This is a genomic window from Paenibacillus sp. PvR133, assembly GCF_017833155.1.
Classification (GTDB): Bacteria; Bacillota; Bacilli; order Paenibacillales; family Paenibacillaceae; genus Paenibacillus; species Paenibacillus polymyxa_B.
In genome coordinates this window covers 5,890,615-5,906,407 of sequence record NZ_JAFIBS010000001.1, presented here as the reverse complement: position 1 = coordinate 5,906,407, position 15,793 = coordinate 5,890,615, and the positions used below count along the sequence as shown (strand labels likewise).

Here is a 15,793-nt window from a genome sequence, read left to right as displayed (position 1 = left end):
GCACCCCGTTCATTCGTATTTGGTGAATGAAAAAAGGCACAGCCAAATAGACCCAACCCATTTTCGGAAAAATGGTTGAGTTTTCATGAACTGTACCTCACATTACCGTAAACGAATAAACTGAATAATCATATTATGTAGCGCTCCTCAAAAAAAAATAGAAAGGGCTTTCGCCCTCTCTATTGTAACTTAGTCATAAGAAGTTGTCATGTGCTTACACCGATTTCAAAAACTCTACAATCGTCAGCAGACCCTTGTCAAAATTGTCCAAGTTAAAATGCTCGTTTGGCGCATGCAGGTTCTCATCTGGCAAGCCGAAGCCCATCAGCACGACTGGGGCAGTCAGCACACGGGAGAAGGTCTCCACGATTGGGATAGAGCCTCCATCCTTGGTAAAGAGGGCACGCACACCGTATACCTTCTCAAAAGCATCGGCCGCCGCTTGCAGAAACGCGTGTGACGGGTCGATGTTAAAGGCGTTCGCTTTTTCACCCTGTTGAATATCCAGGGTAGCTCCTGCCTGAACATGGGCGCGCAAATGGCGCTCGATTTTGTCCAGAATGTCTTGCGGATTCTGGTTAGCCACCAAGCGGCACGTGATTTTAGCATGAGCTTCTTTTGGAATGACCGTTTTCGTGCCTTCCCCTTGGAAGCCACCGTATACGCCGTTCAGCTCCAGTGTCGGACGTGCCCCAACACGCTCAACGAAGCTGAATCCTTCTTCGCCATAGAGAGAATCAAGTGCAAGATCTTGTTGCAGCTTGCTCTCATTGAAGCCTTGCTTCACGAATTCTTCTCTCATCTCTGCCGATAATGGAGCAACATCGTCGTAGAATCCTTCGACGCTTACGCCGCCTTTGTCGTCATGCAGGGTTGCCAGCAAGGACACCAGAGCATGCAGGGCATTCGGCACGCCGCCACCGAAAGAGCCGGAATGTAGATCTGTGTTCGCCGTGTGAATGGCGACTTCCAGTGAACATAGTCCACGCAAACCTGTGCAAATGGCAGGCTTCCCTTTTTCGATCAAGGAAGTGTCGGACACCAGTACAGCATCCGCGGCCAGACGTTCAGCTCCAGTTTGCAAAAACTCAAGCAAGTTCGGACTGGACACTTCTTCCTCACCTTCAATGCAGAATTTGATGTTCAGCGGCAATGTGCCTTCCTGCTTCAAAATGGCCTCAACTGCCTTAATGTGCAAGAAAACCTGCCCTTTATCATCTGTCGCTCCGCGCGCATACAATTTTCCATCACGGATGGATGGCTCAAACGGTGGCGTTTCCCACAGGTGAAGCGGATCTACGGGTTGTACATCATAGTGTCCATACACGAGGATCGTTGGTTTACCAGGTGCGTGCAAATGATCCGCATATACCAGCGGGTGCCCTTTGGTTGGAATGATTTCAACGTTTTCCAGACCGGCAGCAGTCAGTTTGGCAGCGAGCCAATCAGCTGCTTGGTTAATGTCCTTTTTGTGCTCCGATAATGCTGAGATACTCGGAATGGACAACCACTCCTGTAACTCGCCCAGTTGTTGCTCTCTGGCTTTTTCAAAATAATCAGAATAACTCATAGACTATGTATCCTCCTTTTTCAATGTAAATCGTGTGAATGTTGCGCTATCCTCCGAACGAGGTCGTGGACGATATGTCTAGTTTACTACGTTTTGTACTGAACGAAAAATAGGGAGATAAAAAACGATTCTACCCGGGTCTGTCCAGACCTGAGCAGAATCGCCCTTAACCAAGCATATGGATGTACTTATGCGCGAATGTCCAGTTGACCGCCAAGATGAGGCTGTACGCTTTTTTCCATCATCTGCACTAAAGCCTGTCCTTGTTCACTGGCCTGATCCTTAGCCATACTTAATACCTTCATACTTACGGCTTGAGCTAAGCTGGCCTGACTCATACCTGTTGATAATGCTGCGATATCCATGTTCCAACCCTCCCTCATTGTGAAGACTCTTTCTCTGTATTTATCGGTTGGAACGGTTATTTTGTTTCATCTAATTGGAATTGTGTCAGTAAATCTTGAAGCTGCTCCGCCAGACGGGTCAAATCTGCGGCAGACGAACCGATCTCTTCCATGGAGGCGAGCTGCTCCTCTGCGGCTGCGGACACGGTCTCCGTATGGGATGCCGCTTCTTCAGCGATGCGTGTAATTTCCTCCATGCTGCTGACGACTGAACTCGTTCCATCTGCGACTCCAGCGGTAGAAGCTGCGACGTTATCGAGCTGCTTCGCTGATTTGGCTACCGCTCTACGGATGCGAGAGAAGGAGCGACCGGATAGGTCAATGGAATTAATACCATCACTTACGCGTTCCTTGGCGGATTCCATAGCGATCAGGGCTTCAGATACACCGCTCTGTATCCCTTGAATCTGTTCACGAATTTGTTGTGCGGAATAAGCTGAGTTTTCAGCCAGCTTGCGGACCTCTGTCGCCACGACAGCAAAACCTTTGCCATGCTCCCCTGCGCGTGCTGCCTCAATAGAAGCGTTCAATGCGAGCAGATTAGTCTGGCTGGCGATTTCCGTAATGACGGTGACAATCGTTCCGATTCGTCCAGAGCGATCACTCAAAGCACTGATGATGGTATCCAGTTCTTCCACGGTAGTGCGAATGCCATCAATGGAAACGACGCTGTTGCCGATATGCTCGCTGCCTGCATCCGACGCCTGAATGGCCTGTGCGGAGTAAGTGGTCATTTCAGCCATGGTTTCAGTCATAGCGGTAATGTCTGTTGCCATGCCGCTAATCCGTTCCTGATTATCTTTAGCGCTGCTCACTTGGCGTTCGCTGCCTGCAGCCACATCTTGAATGGCTATGGTCACATGCTCGATAGCCCGGGTCGTTTGTTCTGCACCTGCTGCAAGCTCTTGCGAGGATGCCGACAAATTGCCTGTCATCGCTTGAATTTCTTTAATCATGTTACGCAGGTTATCTACCATTTGTTGAAAATATCTTGATAATTCACCAATTTCATCTGTGCTGGTCGTAGCTACGTTAATCGAAAGATTACCTTGGCTGATGGCATCCATAGAATTACGTAATCTTTGGATGGGCTTAAGTATACTGCTGATTAGCCACATTGCGAGCACACCAATGATGATGGCTGCAATCACCAACACGATGATCGTCGTGATAAGAATCGGTTGGGCGGAGGCACTGGTTTCTGCTTTGTCCATCGTTCCAGCAATTCTCCAGCCTGTCAGCGTATTGGTTTTGAAAATCAGGTGTTTATCTACGCCATTAATATCGTAACTAAAGCTACCTTCTTTGGAGGCAAATAATTCGGGTATCGTTTCCCCCATTTTGGTACTTCCGCTGACTTCTGTCGGGTGGGTAACGATACGTTTGGTACCATCTAATATCATAATATAGCCATTTTGTCCGATTTTTAAATTTGTGATTTCTTTTAAATTATTTAGGTTCAGCGAAAGACCGAGAACACCACTGTTGTCAGGAAGTGTACGTGAAATATATACAACGGGGACCTTAGCCGTATTGAGTCCGACAGGGCTGATTACGGTTTGTCCGGGTTTCTCCATGGCCTGTTTGTACCACGGACGTTCACGAGGGTCGTTTGTGGAGCCTACGGCTTTGCCAATAATGAGTTTTCCTTCGGGAGTTCCTACAAACATATCAACAGCTTCCGCATGCATTTTTAAATACACTTGTAACCTTTTCAGGATGTCTTCATCTGCTTCGGCACTGTTATCACTAGCCGTCATCGTCGTAGAGTAATATTCGAGATCAGCGATTTTGGCTTGAATCGTTTGAGTAACTGCACGATCGGATGCGGTAACGCTAGTTGTCGCACTATCGAGTAATTGGCGGTCCGTCTGTTTATATGCTGCTTGATAAGAAAAAGAACTTACAATAATGCTTGGAACAAGCATGACCAGTAGAAATGCTGCTGTCAATTTCTTGCGTAGTGTTAATGTTTTGAGTCGTCTCAGTTGTTTCATCAAACCCCTGCTTTCTATCTACATATTCATTTCTAATATTTATATCATATGTATTTACTATCGGTTATTTTGAGCTGAATTGATAGATTTATTACTAATTTGTCCAATACGCTAAAGAATTTCTTGCATAGCATGGAGTATCTTGCAATTTGGAGGGATAAGGTATGGGTTTTTTTCTGGATATGAGAAGCTCCACCAATTCATCAAAAACAGGTGAGGGTCCCGATATACAGCTGGGTCCTATACCGGAGCGGTTCGGTTTGATCACCCTGCGAACCTTTCTTGTGCCAGGTCCGATTGTGACTTTTAGCGGTTCCATTGGTCTGCTCGGTGAGCTTGGCGATACGTATGCGGTTGAAATCGTGCGTGGAGCCGACTATGATCCGAGTGAGGTAGTCTACCGCGCCGAGGGGGTACTGGGCGTGACTGGTTCTAATGAAACGCAAGCTTTTAATGCACAGGATCTGTCTGCTCCCTGGGCAATACAAACAGTATATTCTTCTTATATTTCTGGTGTATCGACCACTGTTCGTAATGGTCCAGAGGTATTCACGGGCATTGCTTCGACTCCGTTTTTGTAAATATATCAGGTGATTATTTCTATAGTAAATGCTCGCTGCCTGTTCGTGGTTCTCCTAGGATAGTCCGCTGCGCTAACTAGCCACGAGCATAGACAGACATCTGCTGCAGACTCGTGGCTATAATTACAGAGTTGATTGTGCTTCTCGGATTCTATTTCTTTAGAATCTCTCGCAAATACACTGTCAACTCATCTGCTGCTTTGGCATGGGCGGAGAGCCCGGGATGGCTGCGAGATCCTATCGTTTCTTCCGTCGTGTTAGGCAGTTGGAATACAGACACATTCCGATCCCTCGTTTTTTTCTTGTACGCGTCTACCGCTCGGTAGATTGAGGGCATCATCGGAGTACCCAGCATCCCATAGGCCCACACAATATGGGCAGCAGGATTGCAGGTCCGAAGCTTGACAAGAAAACGTTCGATAGCGCTTTCAAAAGATTGTAAATCTTCTTCATTGAATGTGCCGTCCTCGTTCAAGCGTTGCTTGTACACTTTCCCGCTTGCTGGGTCCGTCCATGCAGGAGAATAAAAGGCTCCCCCGTCATTAGTCCCCAAATTCACTACGACCACGTCCGGCTGCCATGAGGTAAAATCATGATCTGAAAATGCCCCTAATGCTTCATTTCTCTCACCGGTCAGCACACCACATATCTGCTCATAATATGCCGGTATGTTCGCATGCGGATTATTATCCCAGCTTGTTAGGACACCCCATCCGCTTTGTGATAACACTCGGTAGTCCGCATTTAGTGCTTCGGCTGTTATGGCTGTATAATTGCGTAGTGCTGTGAACAGCATGGGAACCCAGTCTGTCTCCTCCTTCGCTCCAATCGTTCCTTCTCCCGAGGTAATGCTGTCACCGATAAATTCCACCTTGAGGGGCTTATCAGTGACTGGCAGCAATTCCCCATCAACCTTCAGGGCATGAATTTGCAACAAGCAGCGCGAGTCCGAACTCATAGGCTGGACATCCTTGACCACACGGACATTTTTGACCGTGTCAGGGTTCAACCCTCTCAAAAGACAGATCCAATGTCGTCCTGCGGTCACCATCAGGCGACTCATCGGAACCCCATTGATGACAATACTGATCCAGGGTTCAAACACCTGGTAATCGGCCTCAATTTCAATCCACAGCTCTGAGCCTTTGATATTCAATTCAATGCCACTGCCTGTCCAAAACAGAGTAAGAGGTGTACGTGTTTGCGTAGTTCGACCATGAACCTTTACATGCTTTGCTTTTGTAAGTGGATATGTCTTCAATCTCTTGTTATGTGACATTTCAACATCCTCCTCATAATTTCTAAATGAATGCTAGTTTCTGTAATATTGTAAAAGAAGTGACAGGAAATCTCAAATTCTATTTCTAAACAAGCAAGGGCCCAAGGCTTTATATGGATTATTCTTTTCGATCACGGACTTTAGGAAAATGTATGATAGCAAAAAGCACCAGCAAACTGAAATTTGCTAGTGCTTTTTTGATATACGGAGCAAAGATTACTTGTTAAGTGGATTTTTTTCACAAATTATCTTTATTCATTAATTAGCTTTGCCGAACATGACGATATTAATCGCCTTGCCGAAGTCTATACCTACTTTGCCAGTTAGCTCTGCTGTTTTTTGTGCTAACACGACTGCATTGACACCACAAGAGAATAGCGCAATATCAAAGTCATCTTTGTGTGCTGCGATCCATTGGAGTGTTTCAGGCATTTGTTCATATTGATGAAATGCCAGCGTGTGCGCGATATTCAGCCTGTACGGATCGGCCTCAAGAACAGGCTTTACTTCAGCGGCCGTCCGGGTGACCAGCAGAATGCGTCGATTTTTCAGCATGTCCCAGAAAGCGGGTGTCTCAGCCAAATACCGATTCAGGCAGGCGTGGCAGGTCAGCGCGGGGGAAAGAGCATAGTGAGCAAAGACCTGATCGGTCAGCTCCCGCTTCATATAGGATGGTGCTTTAATAGATTCGTCATCATATGGCAAAATGCCAGCAATGCTAGCTTTGCTCACTGCCTCAGCCACCGCGTCCCGTAGTTCCGTATTCGGTAGAAACAGTCCCTTTTGACCGAGATTGGCTTTGACCGCCCAACGTTCCTGTAATACCTTTTCCATCGGCCAGACGGTGTCCTGCGACAACACCAAATTTTCACCATCCCCAATACGAATGAGCGAAAAGGACTGGTGCTGATCGAGTGCCAGCTTCAATCGTTTCAGTACCTCGTCAATCTCCAGATACCTTGGATTCGTCATAACATGTTACCTCCCTGTCGTTCCTGCTTGTTCAACTTTTCAGATGGAGCAAAAAACTTTGTATTCTATCATATGTCGAAAGCAAAAAGGTTTTTGTATGAACGGCTATTATTTTTGGATTCTACCTATTTTTACAAGATTCGTTGCATCTGTACGTGCCGTTTCAGAGGCGTCTTCATAACTTGAGAGAAGACGGTTGAAAGGGAGGAAGATCAATGAATCGCAAGATTGTAATTGAAATTAATTTTAATAACTATGGGATGAATCCCTACCGCCTGACACGTGAGTGGATCAGCGAGCGACTGGATATATTCAGAACCTTTACGCTGCGTAGTTTACTCAGTCAGACAAATACGGATTTCTTATCTGTCGTCAAGCTGGCGGGCGGATGCAGTGACATTGTGGAAGAGGAACTAGCCCGACATGAGCCCATTCCCGACCACATCCGTTTTGGTACGAGCATCGAAAGTAAACGTCGAATTCATGCGTACATCGAAGGCGCGGACGAACTGCTCATTGCTCGAATAGATTCCGACGATTTATACCACCAGTCATTTGTACAACAGTTACATGATTACAAGTTTCAACCGGAGACGGTTGCGCTGGTGAACCAGATGGGTTACCTGTGGGATGCGGTTGAGGGGCAGATGGCACCGGTGTTTCACCGTTCGCCTTCTTTTTATGTGTTTCGCTATCAAGTGGAGGATTTTCTAAATGATTACCGTGTCGTCATTCCTGGGAAGGGTACGCACGGATATGTAACGGAGCTGCCGCATGAGGTCATTCCACTTCGCAACTATGTGAACGTCATTCATGCCGCAAATACTTCGGTAAAAAAAGTGCCGGCGAAGGATCGGCTGTCAGAGAATGAAATGAATGCTGTGCTGGCTGAATTTCTGGGAACAGACATTGCCAATTCGTAACGGTCAGGAGGAGATTATATTGTTTAAAGGAAAAAAACTGCTAGTGACCGGAGGCACGGGATCTTGGGGGCAACGCCTAACGGCTGAATTGCTGAAGGAGGGACCGGCGGAAATCCGGATATTCTCACGCGGTGAATTTGCACAGATTGCCATGCAGCGGCAATTTCAATCTGATCCTCGCCTGAATTTCATGATTGGAGATATTCGCGATCTTCAGGCATTGCAGGAGGCATGTCGCGGAGTGGACTATGTGTTCCATTTGGCGGCATTAAAGCATGTCCCTGTGTGTGAGAGACAGCCAGAGGAGGCTTTCAAGACGAACGTACACGGTACGGAAAATGTGATCCGGGCCAGCATAGAGCAGGGAGTCGCCAAGGTAATTGATGTCTCTACAGACAAGGCGGTAGACCCGGTGAATGTATATGGCATGACGAAGGCGATCGGTGAAAGACTGATGATCCGCGCCAACACTTTAAGTGAGCGTACTCGCTTTGTGTGTATTCGCGGCGGCAACGTGTTGGGGACGAGTGGAAGTGTCGTGCCCCTGTTCAAGCGCCAGATCGCGGAAGGGCAGGAATTAACGCTGACGAGCCCAGATATGACACGCTTCTTCCTCACGCTCGGAGAGGCGATTGGCTTGCTGCTGAAGGCTTCTGTCACGGCAATTGGGGGAGAGACCCTTGTGATGAAAATGAAGGGCTGCAATATTGCAGATCTGGCAGAAGTGATGAAAGAACAGGCGGGACAGCCTGCGTTGAAAGTGAAGGAGATTGGTATACGTGGTGGGGAAAAGCTGCATGAGGTGCTGATTTCGCCCTATGAGGTGCCGCACACGTATCGCTATGATGACCGTTATTTTGTTATTCTTCCCCAGCAAGCAGACGAGCGCTTACTGAGCCAATATGGTGGATTGGAACGAGTGAGCTTCGATCAATATCGCTCGGACGATGAGTTAATGGATCGCGCTGGAATTGCTGAGCTACTGCGAGGCATGGAGTAACGATGAAAGAGGTGGGTATTTTGCAGCTTATGGAAAAAATAACTAAAGGAACTGTAAAGGTTGCGGTAATCGGCCTCGGTTATGTAGGGCTGCCCATGGCAGTGGAAATGGCACAGGCTGGTTATGATGTATATGGTGTAGATTCCGATCCTGTCAAAGTAGCCAAGCTGCTTCAAGGAAAGTCTTACATCATAGACATTGGCGATGATGCATTGGAAGGTCTGATCGGGCAGCAATTGCATCCAGTTACGGATATCAAGGTGCTGGAGCATGCGGATATCGTCGTGATTTGTGTGCCTACGCCGCTGACAGACGGACATCAGCCGGATACGTCCTATATTGAAACGGCTATTGATCAGGCCATACCTCATTTGCGTAGACAAACACTGTTGATTCTGGAAAGCACCACCTATCCGGGAACGACCGAGGAACTGATTCGGCCGGTGATAGAGCAGCGCAGGGGCTGGACGGTAGGTAAGGATTTCTATGTGTGCTTTTCACCGGAACGTGTTGATCCGGGCAGCATTCATTTTAATATTCGCAACACACCCAAGGTGATCGGCGGTTGCACGCCGGATTGTCTGGCAGCGGGAGTGGGTTTTTATGGCTCCTTTTTGGACCAGATTGTTCCAGTCAGCTCGACAACCGTGGCGGAAGCCGCCAAGCTGTTCGAGAATACGTTCCGCAGCGTCAACATTGGAATGGTCAATGAGCTGACAGCCGCCTGCGAGAAAATTGGCATCAATATATGGGAGGTACTGGATGCAGCGGCAACCAAGCCATTCGGCTATATGCCTTTTTATCCGGGACCTGGCATCGGGGGGCACTGTATCCCGGTTGATCCGCTATACTTGTCATGGAAATCCGAGCAGCATGGTTTTCCACTGGAATTCGTGGACTTGGCAGATCGCATGAATCGGCGTATGCCGCTGTATATTGCGGAGCGAATTGAAGCCATGCTCGCTCAGAAAGGTAAAGCCATAAACAAAGCCAAAATCATTCTGGCAGGTGTGGCCTACAAAAAGGACATTGATGATGTTCGGGAATCCCCAGCTCTTGTCCTGTTTGAACATCTAATAAAAATGGGAGCTTCGGTGAGCTTCACCGACCCATATGTATCGAGCTTTAAGCTGAACGGTGAAGCAATCCCATCTCGAACGGCAAATGCTCAGCTATGGGAAAGTGCAGATATCGTAGTCATCACGACAGACCATTCTGTGGTGGATTACCAACAGCTGGTCGACCATGCCCCGCTGGTCTTCGATACACGTAATGCGACCGCACATTGTACAGGTGGACATGTCGTGATCTTGGGGCATCCCGGTGATGGAGGGGGCGCCGCTGTTGGCTAACCGTGATCAGGTAAACGAACGTTATTACGGACAGATCAATTCGGAGGAATCTCATGAAGCCACCCGCAATAGAATTCACTGGATTTGCCGCCATGTACAGGGGCGTACCGTGCTGGATGTTGGGTGCAGTCAGGGCATAACGTCCATTTTGCTTGGGCGAGAAGGCTTTAAGGTAACGGCCATTGATTTGGAAGAGGGTAGCATTTCTTATGCGAAAAAAGAACTTCGTCAGGAATCCGCACCCGTCCGGGGAAGAGTCCACTTTCAGTTAAAGGACATTTCACAATTTGAGCGTCCTCCCGGTGGATTTGACACCATTATTTTAGGGGAGATTTTGGAACATTTTGCGCATCCCGACACCCTGCTGGCTCATGCTTACCGCTTGTTGAATAAAAAGGGAACGCTCGTCTTGTCTGTACCTTATGGATACCATCCGTTCCATGATCACAAGCGGACTTACTATGCTGGGAGCCTCTCCCGTGTGTTGTATCCTTATTTTGATGAAAAAGCGCTGGAGGTACATCACAAATATTTGTGCTTTGCAGGCCGCAAGAAGTCGAAAGAACTGCGTGAGGTCAAACCAGAGGTAGCGCATCTGAATGAGTGGATGAAACTGGACGAGGAACAATTTCGACTGGTGGAGCAGCAGCATGTTCGCAAAATGAATCAGCGAAAGGCCGCACTCGACAAGGCGGTACAGCGAATCCGGCATATGGAGGAACAACTTTTGCCGTTGGAAAGGTATGCACGTGTCGAACAGACAGACAAGACGCAGGCTGAAAGGAGAGGCGCATATACTGATGGCGAGTCTACCGGAAAAACGAAGGCAGATTCAGCCAAAGGTAAAGGGGATGACGTGAAGTCATGACTGAGCATCCAATGACGACCATCAGCTTATGCATGATCGTAAAGAACGAGGAGCAGACACTTGCACGCTGTCTGGATTCGGTCGCAGACCTGATGGATGAAATCATCATTGTGGACACGGGATCGACGGATCAGACGAAGACGATAGCAGCCCGCTATACGGATCGGCTTTATACGTTTGAATGGAAGGATGATTTTGCAGCCGCCCGTAATGAATCGTTTGATAAGGCGACGTGTTCCTACATCATGTGGCTGGATGCGGACGATGTGCTGCTGGAGCCGGACCGCGAGCGCCTGCGTGCCTTGAAGCAGCGTTTGTCTATGGATATCGACGCAGTGGTAATGCCACTTCATTTGGCAGAGGGGGAGCAGGGTGAACTGTTGTTCACCTCACGCCGTATCCGTCTCGTGAAGCGTGAGCGACAATATCGCTGGGAGGGACGTCTGCATGAGGATTTGGTGATACCTCAAGGGCAAATCGTTCATTCAGATGTGGCAGTCACACACCGCCGAATGCAAGACCACACGCTCCGTAATCAACGTATTCTCGCCAGGTGGATCAGCGAAAGCGGCAAGCTGGAGGGGCGTCTGCTGTATTTGCATGCCAATGAATGTTTTGACCGTAAAGAATATGCCGAGGCGGCAGAGGCGTTCAATCATCTGTTGGAGGAGCCGAGCGGCTACCGGGAGGAGAGGATTACCGCTTGTGCGCGCTCGGCGGAATGCTATCTTCACCTCGGGAAGCCGGAGCAACAGCTGGATAGTCTGTTACGCTCCTTTCGATACGGTGTACCGCAATCAGACTTGTGCTGCATGATCGGTGACTGGTTTTTCACACGAAACGAATGGAGCACTGCCGCATACTGGTATGAAAAGGCATTGGAGCAACAGCATCAGCTTCCGGGTATGCGACCTGTTCCGCTGCCATGCTACTCCTGGTTACCTCATGTGCGGCTCAGCCATTGCTACGCCCATGCAGGTAAGCTGGACGCTTCGTATGAGCATAACCAAACCGCTTTACGCTATTTACCTAACGACCCGCATTTACTGGATAACGCACGCAAGCTCAGGGAGGCTATTTCCAACTTCCCACCCTCAGCCTGTTCCTCAAAATAGTTCAAGCTGTTCCGGCCCGTTATCTTCTTCGGGTGGCTTGCGAGGTGGAAAAGGTTTAGGGTCCATGCCAAGCATGGTCATGAGCTGCTTGGCGTTAGCAGCGGCGTCTCCACCTGAGTTGTTGTTGAAAATAACGCACACCTCACGGCTTTGCTGCTCCAGCTCCAGCAATCTGTCTCTCCATTCGGTCAACTCTTGTTCATTGTACCGATACAGATAACGAACCTCCCGCCAATTAGGCGCGGAGCTTTGATTCCAGCCCGATATGTTCCGTCCGTGGAGACGTACGATTGTCAGATTACCGTCTGTAGCCAACGGCACAATGGGAACTGACCCCGGTCCCGCCTGCGGCTCGTCGCATACGCTGTGTATCCAACCTTCCTCACGCATGAATGCCAGCGTTTGTTTTCGAAAATCGGGTGTGAACCAGCTTTGATGTCTGAATTCAAGTACGGATGGGACCTCTCCCATCCTTTTTTTCGTGTCTCGCAGTACAGCGACATTCTCACGTGTACAGTCGAACCAGGGCGGGTACTGAAACAGCACGGCTTTGAGCTTGCCCGTTTCGCGAAGAGGCTGTATGGATGCATGCAGTGCTTCGTACATGGCATCTATTGTTTTGAAGTAAGGCTGCTTGCCGCGGGTATGTCCAGTCATGCCTTGATAGGCTTTGACGAGAAATGAAAAAGAGTCTGGGGTTTCCGCCGCCCAGCGTGCCATACGATCTGTGGGCTGCACCGCATAGAAAGAACTATCCATCTCTACTACCGGAAAATGGCTTCCATAGACGCTTAGTTTTTGGTTAGCTTTGGTGCCCGTTGGATACAAGTCATCGTGATCGCCCCAACCCGTAAGTCCAATTTGAATCATAACTTTGCTGCTCCTTTCTCTTATGAATACTTCTAAAGACGTTCCCATGAATCATTTTAATGATAAAATGGGGTGGATCATGTACTCTTTATTAAAGCTACTGAAGGTATTATGAAATGGATTCAAATAACGATTATTGTAACATGTTTGTTGTTCAGGATTTTGTAAAACCCTTATTCGTAATGCTTTTGAGTTTCCAGTTTGAAAAAGCTAATATAGTATGTAATAGAGCGAAATGAGTTCATGGAGGAGAAACGATATGGCAGAATGGTACGAGCAAAGCTTTGGGGAAGATTATTTATTGGTATACAAGCATCGCGACTTTCAGGGGGCCTATCAGGAAGTACAAAAAATGATCTCCTGGCTCAAATTACCGCAAGGCTCCAGCGTATTGGATTTATGCTGTGGGATGGGACGTCATTCGCTTGCGCTCGCAGATGCAGGTTATAAGGTGACAGGTGTGGACCTTTCCAATGTGCTGCTGAGAGAGGCTCGTGCAGCTGATTCCGAAGGACGGGTAAGTTGGCATCAAGGGGATATGAGAGAGGTGCCGCTGGATGAAAGCTATGACGCGGTGATGAATTTGTTCACCTCCTTCGGTTATTTTGAAAAGGATGAGGAGCAGCTTAAAGTACTAAAGGAAATATATCGGTTGTTGAAGCCGGGAGGACGCTTTATCATAGATTATTTGAACCCTGCTTACGTAACCGCTCATTTGGTACCGCATTCGTCACGGGAGGATGAAGGAAATTGGATTGAGGAGCATCGGGTCATTGAAGATGGCTTTGTGAAAAAGCAAATTGCGATTCGGTCAGCCGCATCTGTTACGGCCACTGAGGCAGCCTCTGCTCTGGGTACGACTCCTACTGAGGGAGAACCCGCGCGCGTGTATCATGAACGAGTGAAGCTATATCCGTATGAAAAGTTCCGTGGATTGCTAGAGCAAGCCGGACTATCCGTAGAGCAGGTGCACGGAAGCTATAATGAAGATCAATATATCGAAGATGCTTCGCCTCGAATGATTTTTGTCGGCGTGCGGGCTTGAAACAGAAAGGCGGATGGGAAGCCATGAAAATGCCAGAGCTTACACCGTGTGAGCGAATAGACGGAGGCTTTCAGGTCAAAATATCCATGTCCTTTCCGCTGCGCTGGGTGAATAGCTATGTGCTCAAGGGACAGCACGGTTTTACGATTGTAGACCCGGGGCCGCGCAATATGGATACCGAGGCAGAATGGGCGCATGTCTTCCAACAGCTGGGGATGTCCTTTGAGGATATCTCTGACATTGTGGTAACTCATCATCACCCCGATCATTACGGATTGGCGGGCTGGATGCAGCAGCAAAGTCAGGCTCGTGTACATATGTCAGCTCGAAGCCATAAGGAAGCGATGATGATGTGGGACGCTCCAGAATCGACGGTCGCAATGGAGAACAGGCTTCCTAGCTTTTTTGTCCAGCATGGCTTTCCTTTGGAGCAAGTGTCGGCCTTGGAATTACATATACGGCAGGCTTATTTGCAAGTGAATCCACAGCCTGAGATTACCGTTATTCCTACCGGAATGGACGCTCGTCTGGAATGGGCTGGACGCAGTTGGCTGCCCGTCGAGACAGGAGGGCATGCGCCCGGACATGTGTCCTTATATGACCCGAATAGCGGCGTTATCCTCTGCGGTGACGCAGTTTTGCCGCAGATTTCTCCTAATATCAGTCTGCTGCCAGGCAACGATGCCCAGCCGTTGAAGTCTTATGTAGACGGCTTGCAGCGTCTAGGCGAGCTGGAGGTAGCGTGGGCATATCCGGGGCACCGCAATCCGTTTGGTTATTTTCGGGAGCGGACGCAAGCGTTGCTGGCGCATCATGAAGAACGGCTGGATAAATTCCAGCAGCTGATCCAACCGGAGGGCAGCACAGCTTATGAGCTGTGCATTGCCATGTTTGGTGGCAAACTGGGTATTCACCAGCTAAGGTTTGCCATGTCCGAGACGTTGGCTCATCTGGTGGAACTGGTGCGCCGTGAACGGGCCTCTATGTGCGAGACGGACTCAGTCACGCGCTTCCATCCCCTTTGCCGTCAATAGTCACGGAAAGTTACCCAACAAGTGACATGACGAAGCAACATGACAAGCGGCATGCATGCCGGAAAAGAGGATTTTATGAATTTGCTGCTGCTGGGAGCTACCGGACGCGTAGGACGGTATATATTAGAATATGCATCAGAGGACGGTCATGCCGTTACGGTCCTTGTTCGTTCGCCGGACAAGCTGGAGGATTACGCACCCGGATACGGTAATCAGCTGCAAATCGTACAAGGCGATGCCACTAATGCAGAGGACGTAGCACAAGCGCTGAAGGGTGGGGCGACGATTGTGATCAGTGCGCTGAATACGGATGGAACGACTACCTTATCCGCTAATATAGCCCTGCTGATCCGGCTCATGCAGGAGCAGTCCATTTCCCGGCTCATTACGGTAGGAACGGCAGGGATTTTACAAAGCCGGACCGAATCGGACCTGTATCGGTACGAGTCCTCCGAGACCCGGCGACGCAGCACTCGTGCGGCTGAGGAACATCGGCGAGTGTACGAATTGCTGCGTGAATCGCCACTAGACTGGACAATTGTATGTCCAACCTATCTGCCGGATGGAGCGCGGACAGGGATTTATCGTGTGGAAAAAGATTTTTTGCCTGAAGGCGGCTCACAAATTACCACCGCGGATACGGCTGATTTTACCTATCGTCAATGCAAGAGTTACGAATTTATCCGTACACGGGTAGGCATTGCCTACTGATCGTGGAACGCCAAACATAGCTTCATTTTTAAGCATTCAACCAGAGCGCGGTAAGTGTACCTACTCATTGCG

At 48.8% G+C, this 15,793-nt stretch carries 15 protein-coding genes; 9 read left to right on the top strand and 6 right to left on the bottom strand.

Features of this window, described 5'->3' with window-relative positions; translation table 11 throughout:
- Window positions 1-214 precede the first annotated feature (214 nt).
- The 3 genes from JOE49_RS25820 to JOE49_RS25810 all read right to left on the bottom strand — a co-directional run bounded on the left by JOE49_RS25820 (window position 215) and on the right by JOE49_RS25810 (window position 3,971).
- Window positions 215-1,570: a dipeptidase gene (locus JOE49_RS25820; protein ID WP_025721870.1), complete on the bottom strand. Its 1,356-nt coding sequence runs from the start codon at window positions 1,568-1,570 to the stop codon at window positions 215-217.
- Window positions 1,571-1,758: 188 nt separating this feature from the next.
- Entirely contained in the window at window positions 1,759-1,935 is a 177-nt protein-coding gene (locus tag JOE49_RS25815; RefSeq protein ID WP_081819216.1) for a YjfB family protein, read from the bottom strand.
- 56 nt (window positions 1,936-1,991) lie between these two features.
- Complete coding sequence (locus tag JOE49_RS25810) at window positions 1,992-3,971, bottom strand: methyl-accepting chemotaxis protein (RefSeq protein ID WP_209943465.1); 1,980 nt, start codon at window positions 3,969-3,971, stop codon at window positions 1,992-1,994.
- Between the two features lie 164 nt (window positions 3,972-4,135).
- Here JOE49_RS25810 and JOE49_RS25805 point away from each other — a divergent pair, with 164 nt between their 5' ends.
- Complete coding sequence (locus tag JOE49_RS25805) at window positions 4,136-4,552, top strand: hypothetical protein (protein WP_028541519.1); 417 nt, start codon at window positions 4,136-4,138, stop codon at window positions 4,550-4,552.
- 151 nt (window positions 4,553-4,703) lie between these two features.
- Here JOE49_RS25805 and JOE49_RS25800 read toward each other — a convergent pair whose 3' ends face one another.
- Together JOE49_RS25800 and JOE49_RS25795 are read right to left on the bottom strand one after the other, a co-directional pair.
- Window positions 4,704-5,831: an SGNH/GDSL hydrolase family protein gene (locus JOE49_RS25800; protein WP_209943463.1), complete on the bottom strand. Its 1,128-nt coding sequence runs from the start codon at window positions 5,829-5,831 to the stop codon at window positions 4,704-4,706.
- Window positions 5,832-6,089: 258 nt separating this feature from the next.
- Window positions 6,090-6,803: a GT-D fold domain-containing glycosyltransferase gene (locus JOE49_RS25795; RefSeq protein WP_023990040.1), complete on the bottom strand. Its 714-nt coding sequence runs from the start codon at window positions 6,801-6,803 to the stop codon at window positions 6,090-6,092.
- Window positions 6,804-7,018: 215 nt separating this feature from the next.
- On the opposite strand from JOE49_RS25795, the gene JOE49_RS25790 reads away from it, so the two are divergent.
- Genes JOE49_RS25790 through JOE49_RS25770 form a run of 5 tightly spaced genes read left to right on the top strand, consistent with a single transcriptional unit; the run spans window position 7,019 to window position 12,061 of the window.
- Window positions 7,019-7,726, top strand: coding sequence for a glycosyltransferase family A protein (locus JOE49_RS25790; RefSeq protein ID WP_209943461.1), 708 nt, complete (start codon window positions 7,019-7,021; stop codon window positions 7,724-7,726).
- A 19-nt stretch (window positions 7,727-7,745) separates the two neighbouring features.
- Complete coding sequence (locus JOE49_RS25785) at window positions 7,746-8,726, top strand: polysaccharide biosynthesis protein (RefSeq protein WP_053326002.1); 981 nt, start codon at window positions 7,746-7,748, stop codon at window positions 8,724-8,726.
- Between the two features lie 2 nt (window positions 8,727-8,728).
- On the top strand, window positions 8,729-10,078 hold the full coding sequence (locus tag JOE49_RS25780; protein WP_209943453.1) for a nucleotide sugar dehydrogenase: 1,350 nt from the start codon (window positions 8,729-8,731) through the stop codon (window positions 10,076-10,078).
- On the top strand, window positions 10,071-10,946 hold the full coding sequence (locus tag JOE49_RS25775) for a class I SAM-dependent methyltransferase (RefSeq protein ID WP_209943451.1): 876 nt from the start codon (window positions 10,071-10,073) through the stop codon (window positions 10,944-10,946). The genes JOE49_RS25780 and JOE49_RS25775 overlap by 8 nt, the downstream gene beginning before the upstream one ends.
- Entirely contained in the window at window positions 10,943-12,061 is a 1,119-nt protein-coding gene (locus tag JOE49_RS25770; protein WP_053325999.1) for a tetratricopeptide repeat-containing glycosyltransferase family 2 protein, read from the top strand. The genes JOE49_RS25775 and JOE49_RS25770 overlap by 4 nt, the downstream gene beginning before the upstream one ends.
- Here the strand turns inward: JOE49_RS25770 and JOE49_RS25765 are convergent.
- The gene (locus JOE49_RS25765; RefSeq protein WP_053325998.1) at window positions 12,053-12,931 is read right to left on the bottom strand and encodes a DUF72 domain-containing protein; all 879 of its coding nucleotides are present in this window, start codon (window positions 12,929-12,931) and stop codon (window positions 12,053-12,055) included. The two genes, JOE49_RS25770 and JOE49_RS25765, sit on opposite strands and share 9 nt — an antisense overlap.
- A 259-nt stretch (window positions 12,932-13,190) precedes the next feature.
- Here JOE49_RS25765 and JOE49_RS25760 point away from each other — a divergent pair, with 259 nt between their 5' ends.
- The 3 genes from JOE49_RS25760 (at window position 13,191) to JOE49_RS25750 (ending at window position 15,721) form a co-directional block, all read left to right on the top strand.
- Window positions 13,191-13,976, top strand: a complete 786-nt coding sequence (locus JOE49_RS25760; RefSeq protein WP_028541526.1) for a class I SAM-dependent methyltransferase — start codon at window positions 13,191-13,193, stop codon at window positions 13,974-13,976.
- Between the two features lie 23 nt (window positions 13,977-13,999).
- Window positions 14,000-15,010, top strand: coding sequence for an MBL fold metallo-hydrolase (locus JOE49_RS25755; protein ID WP_053325997.1), 1,011 nt, complete (start codon window positions 14,000-14,002; stop codon window positions 15,008-15,010).
- Between the two features lie 75 nt (window positions 15,011-15,085).
- On the top strand, window positions 15,086-15,721 hold the full coding sequence (locus JOE49_RS25750) for an NAD(P)-dependent oxidoreductase (RefSeq protein ID WP_209943449.1): 636 nt from the start codon (window positions 15,086-15,088) through the stop codon (window positions 15,719-15,721).
- Window positions 15,722-15,793: the final 72 nt, after the last annotated feature.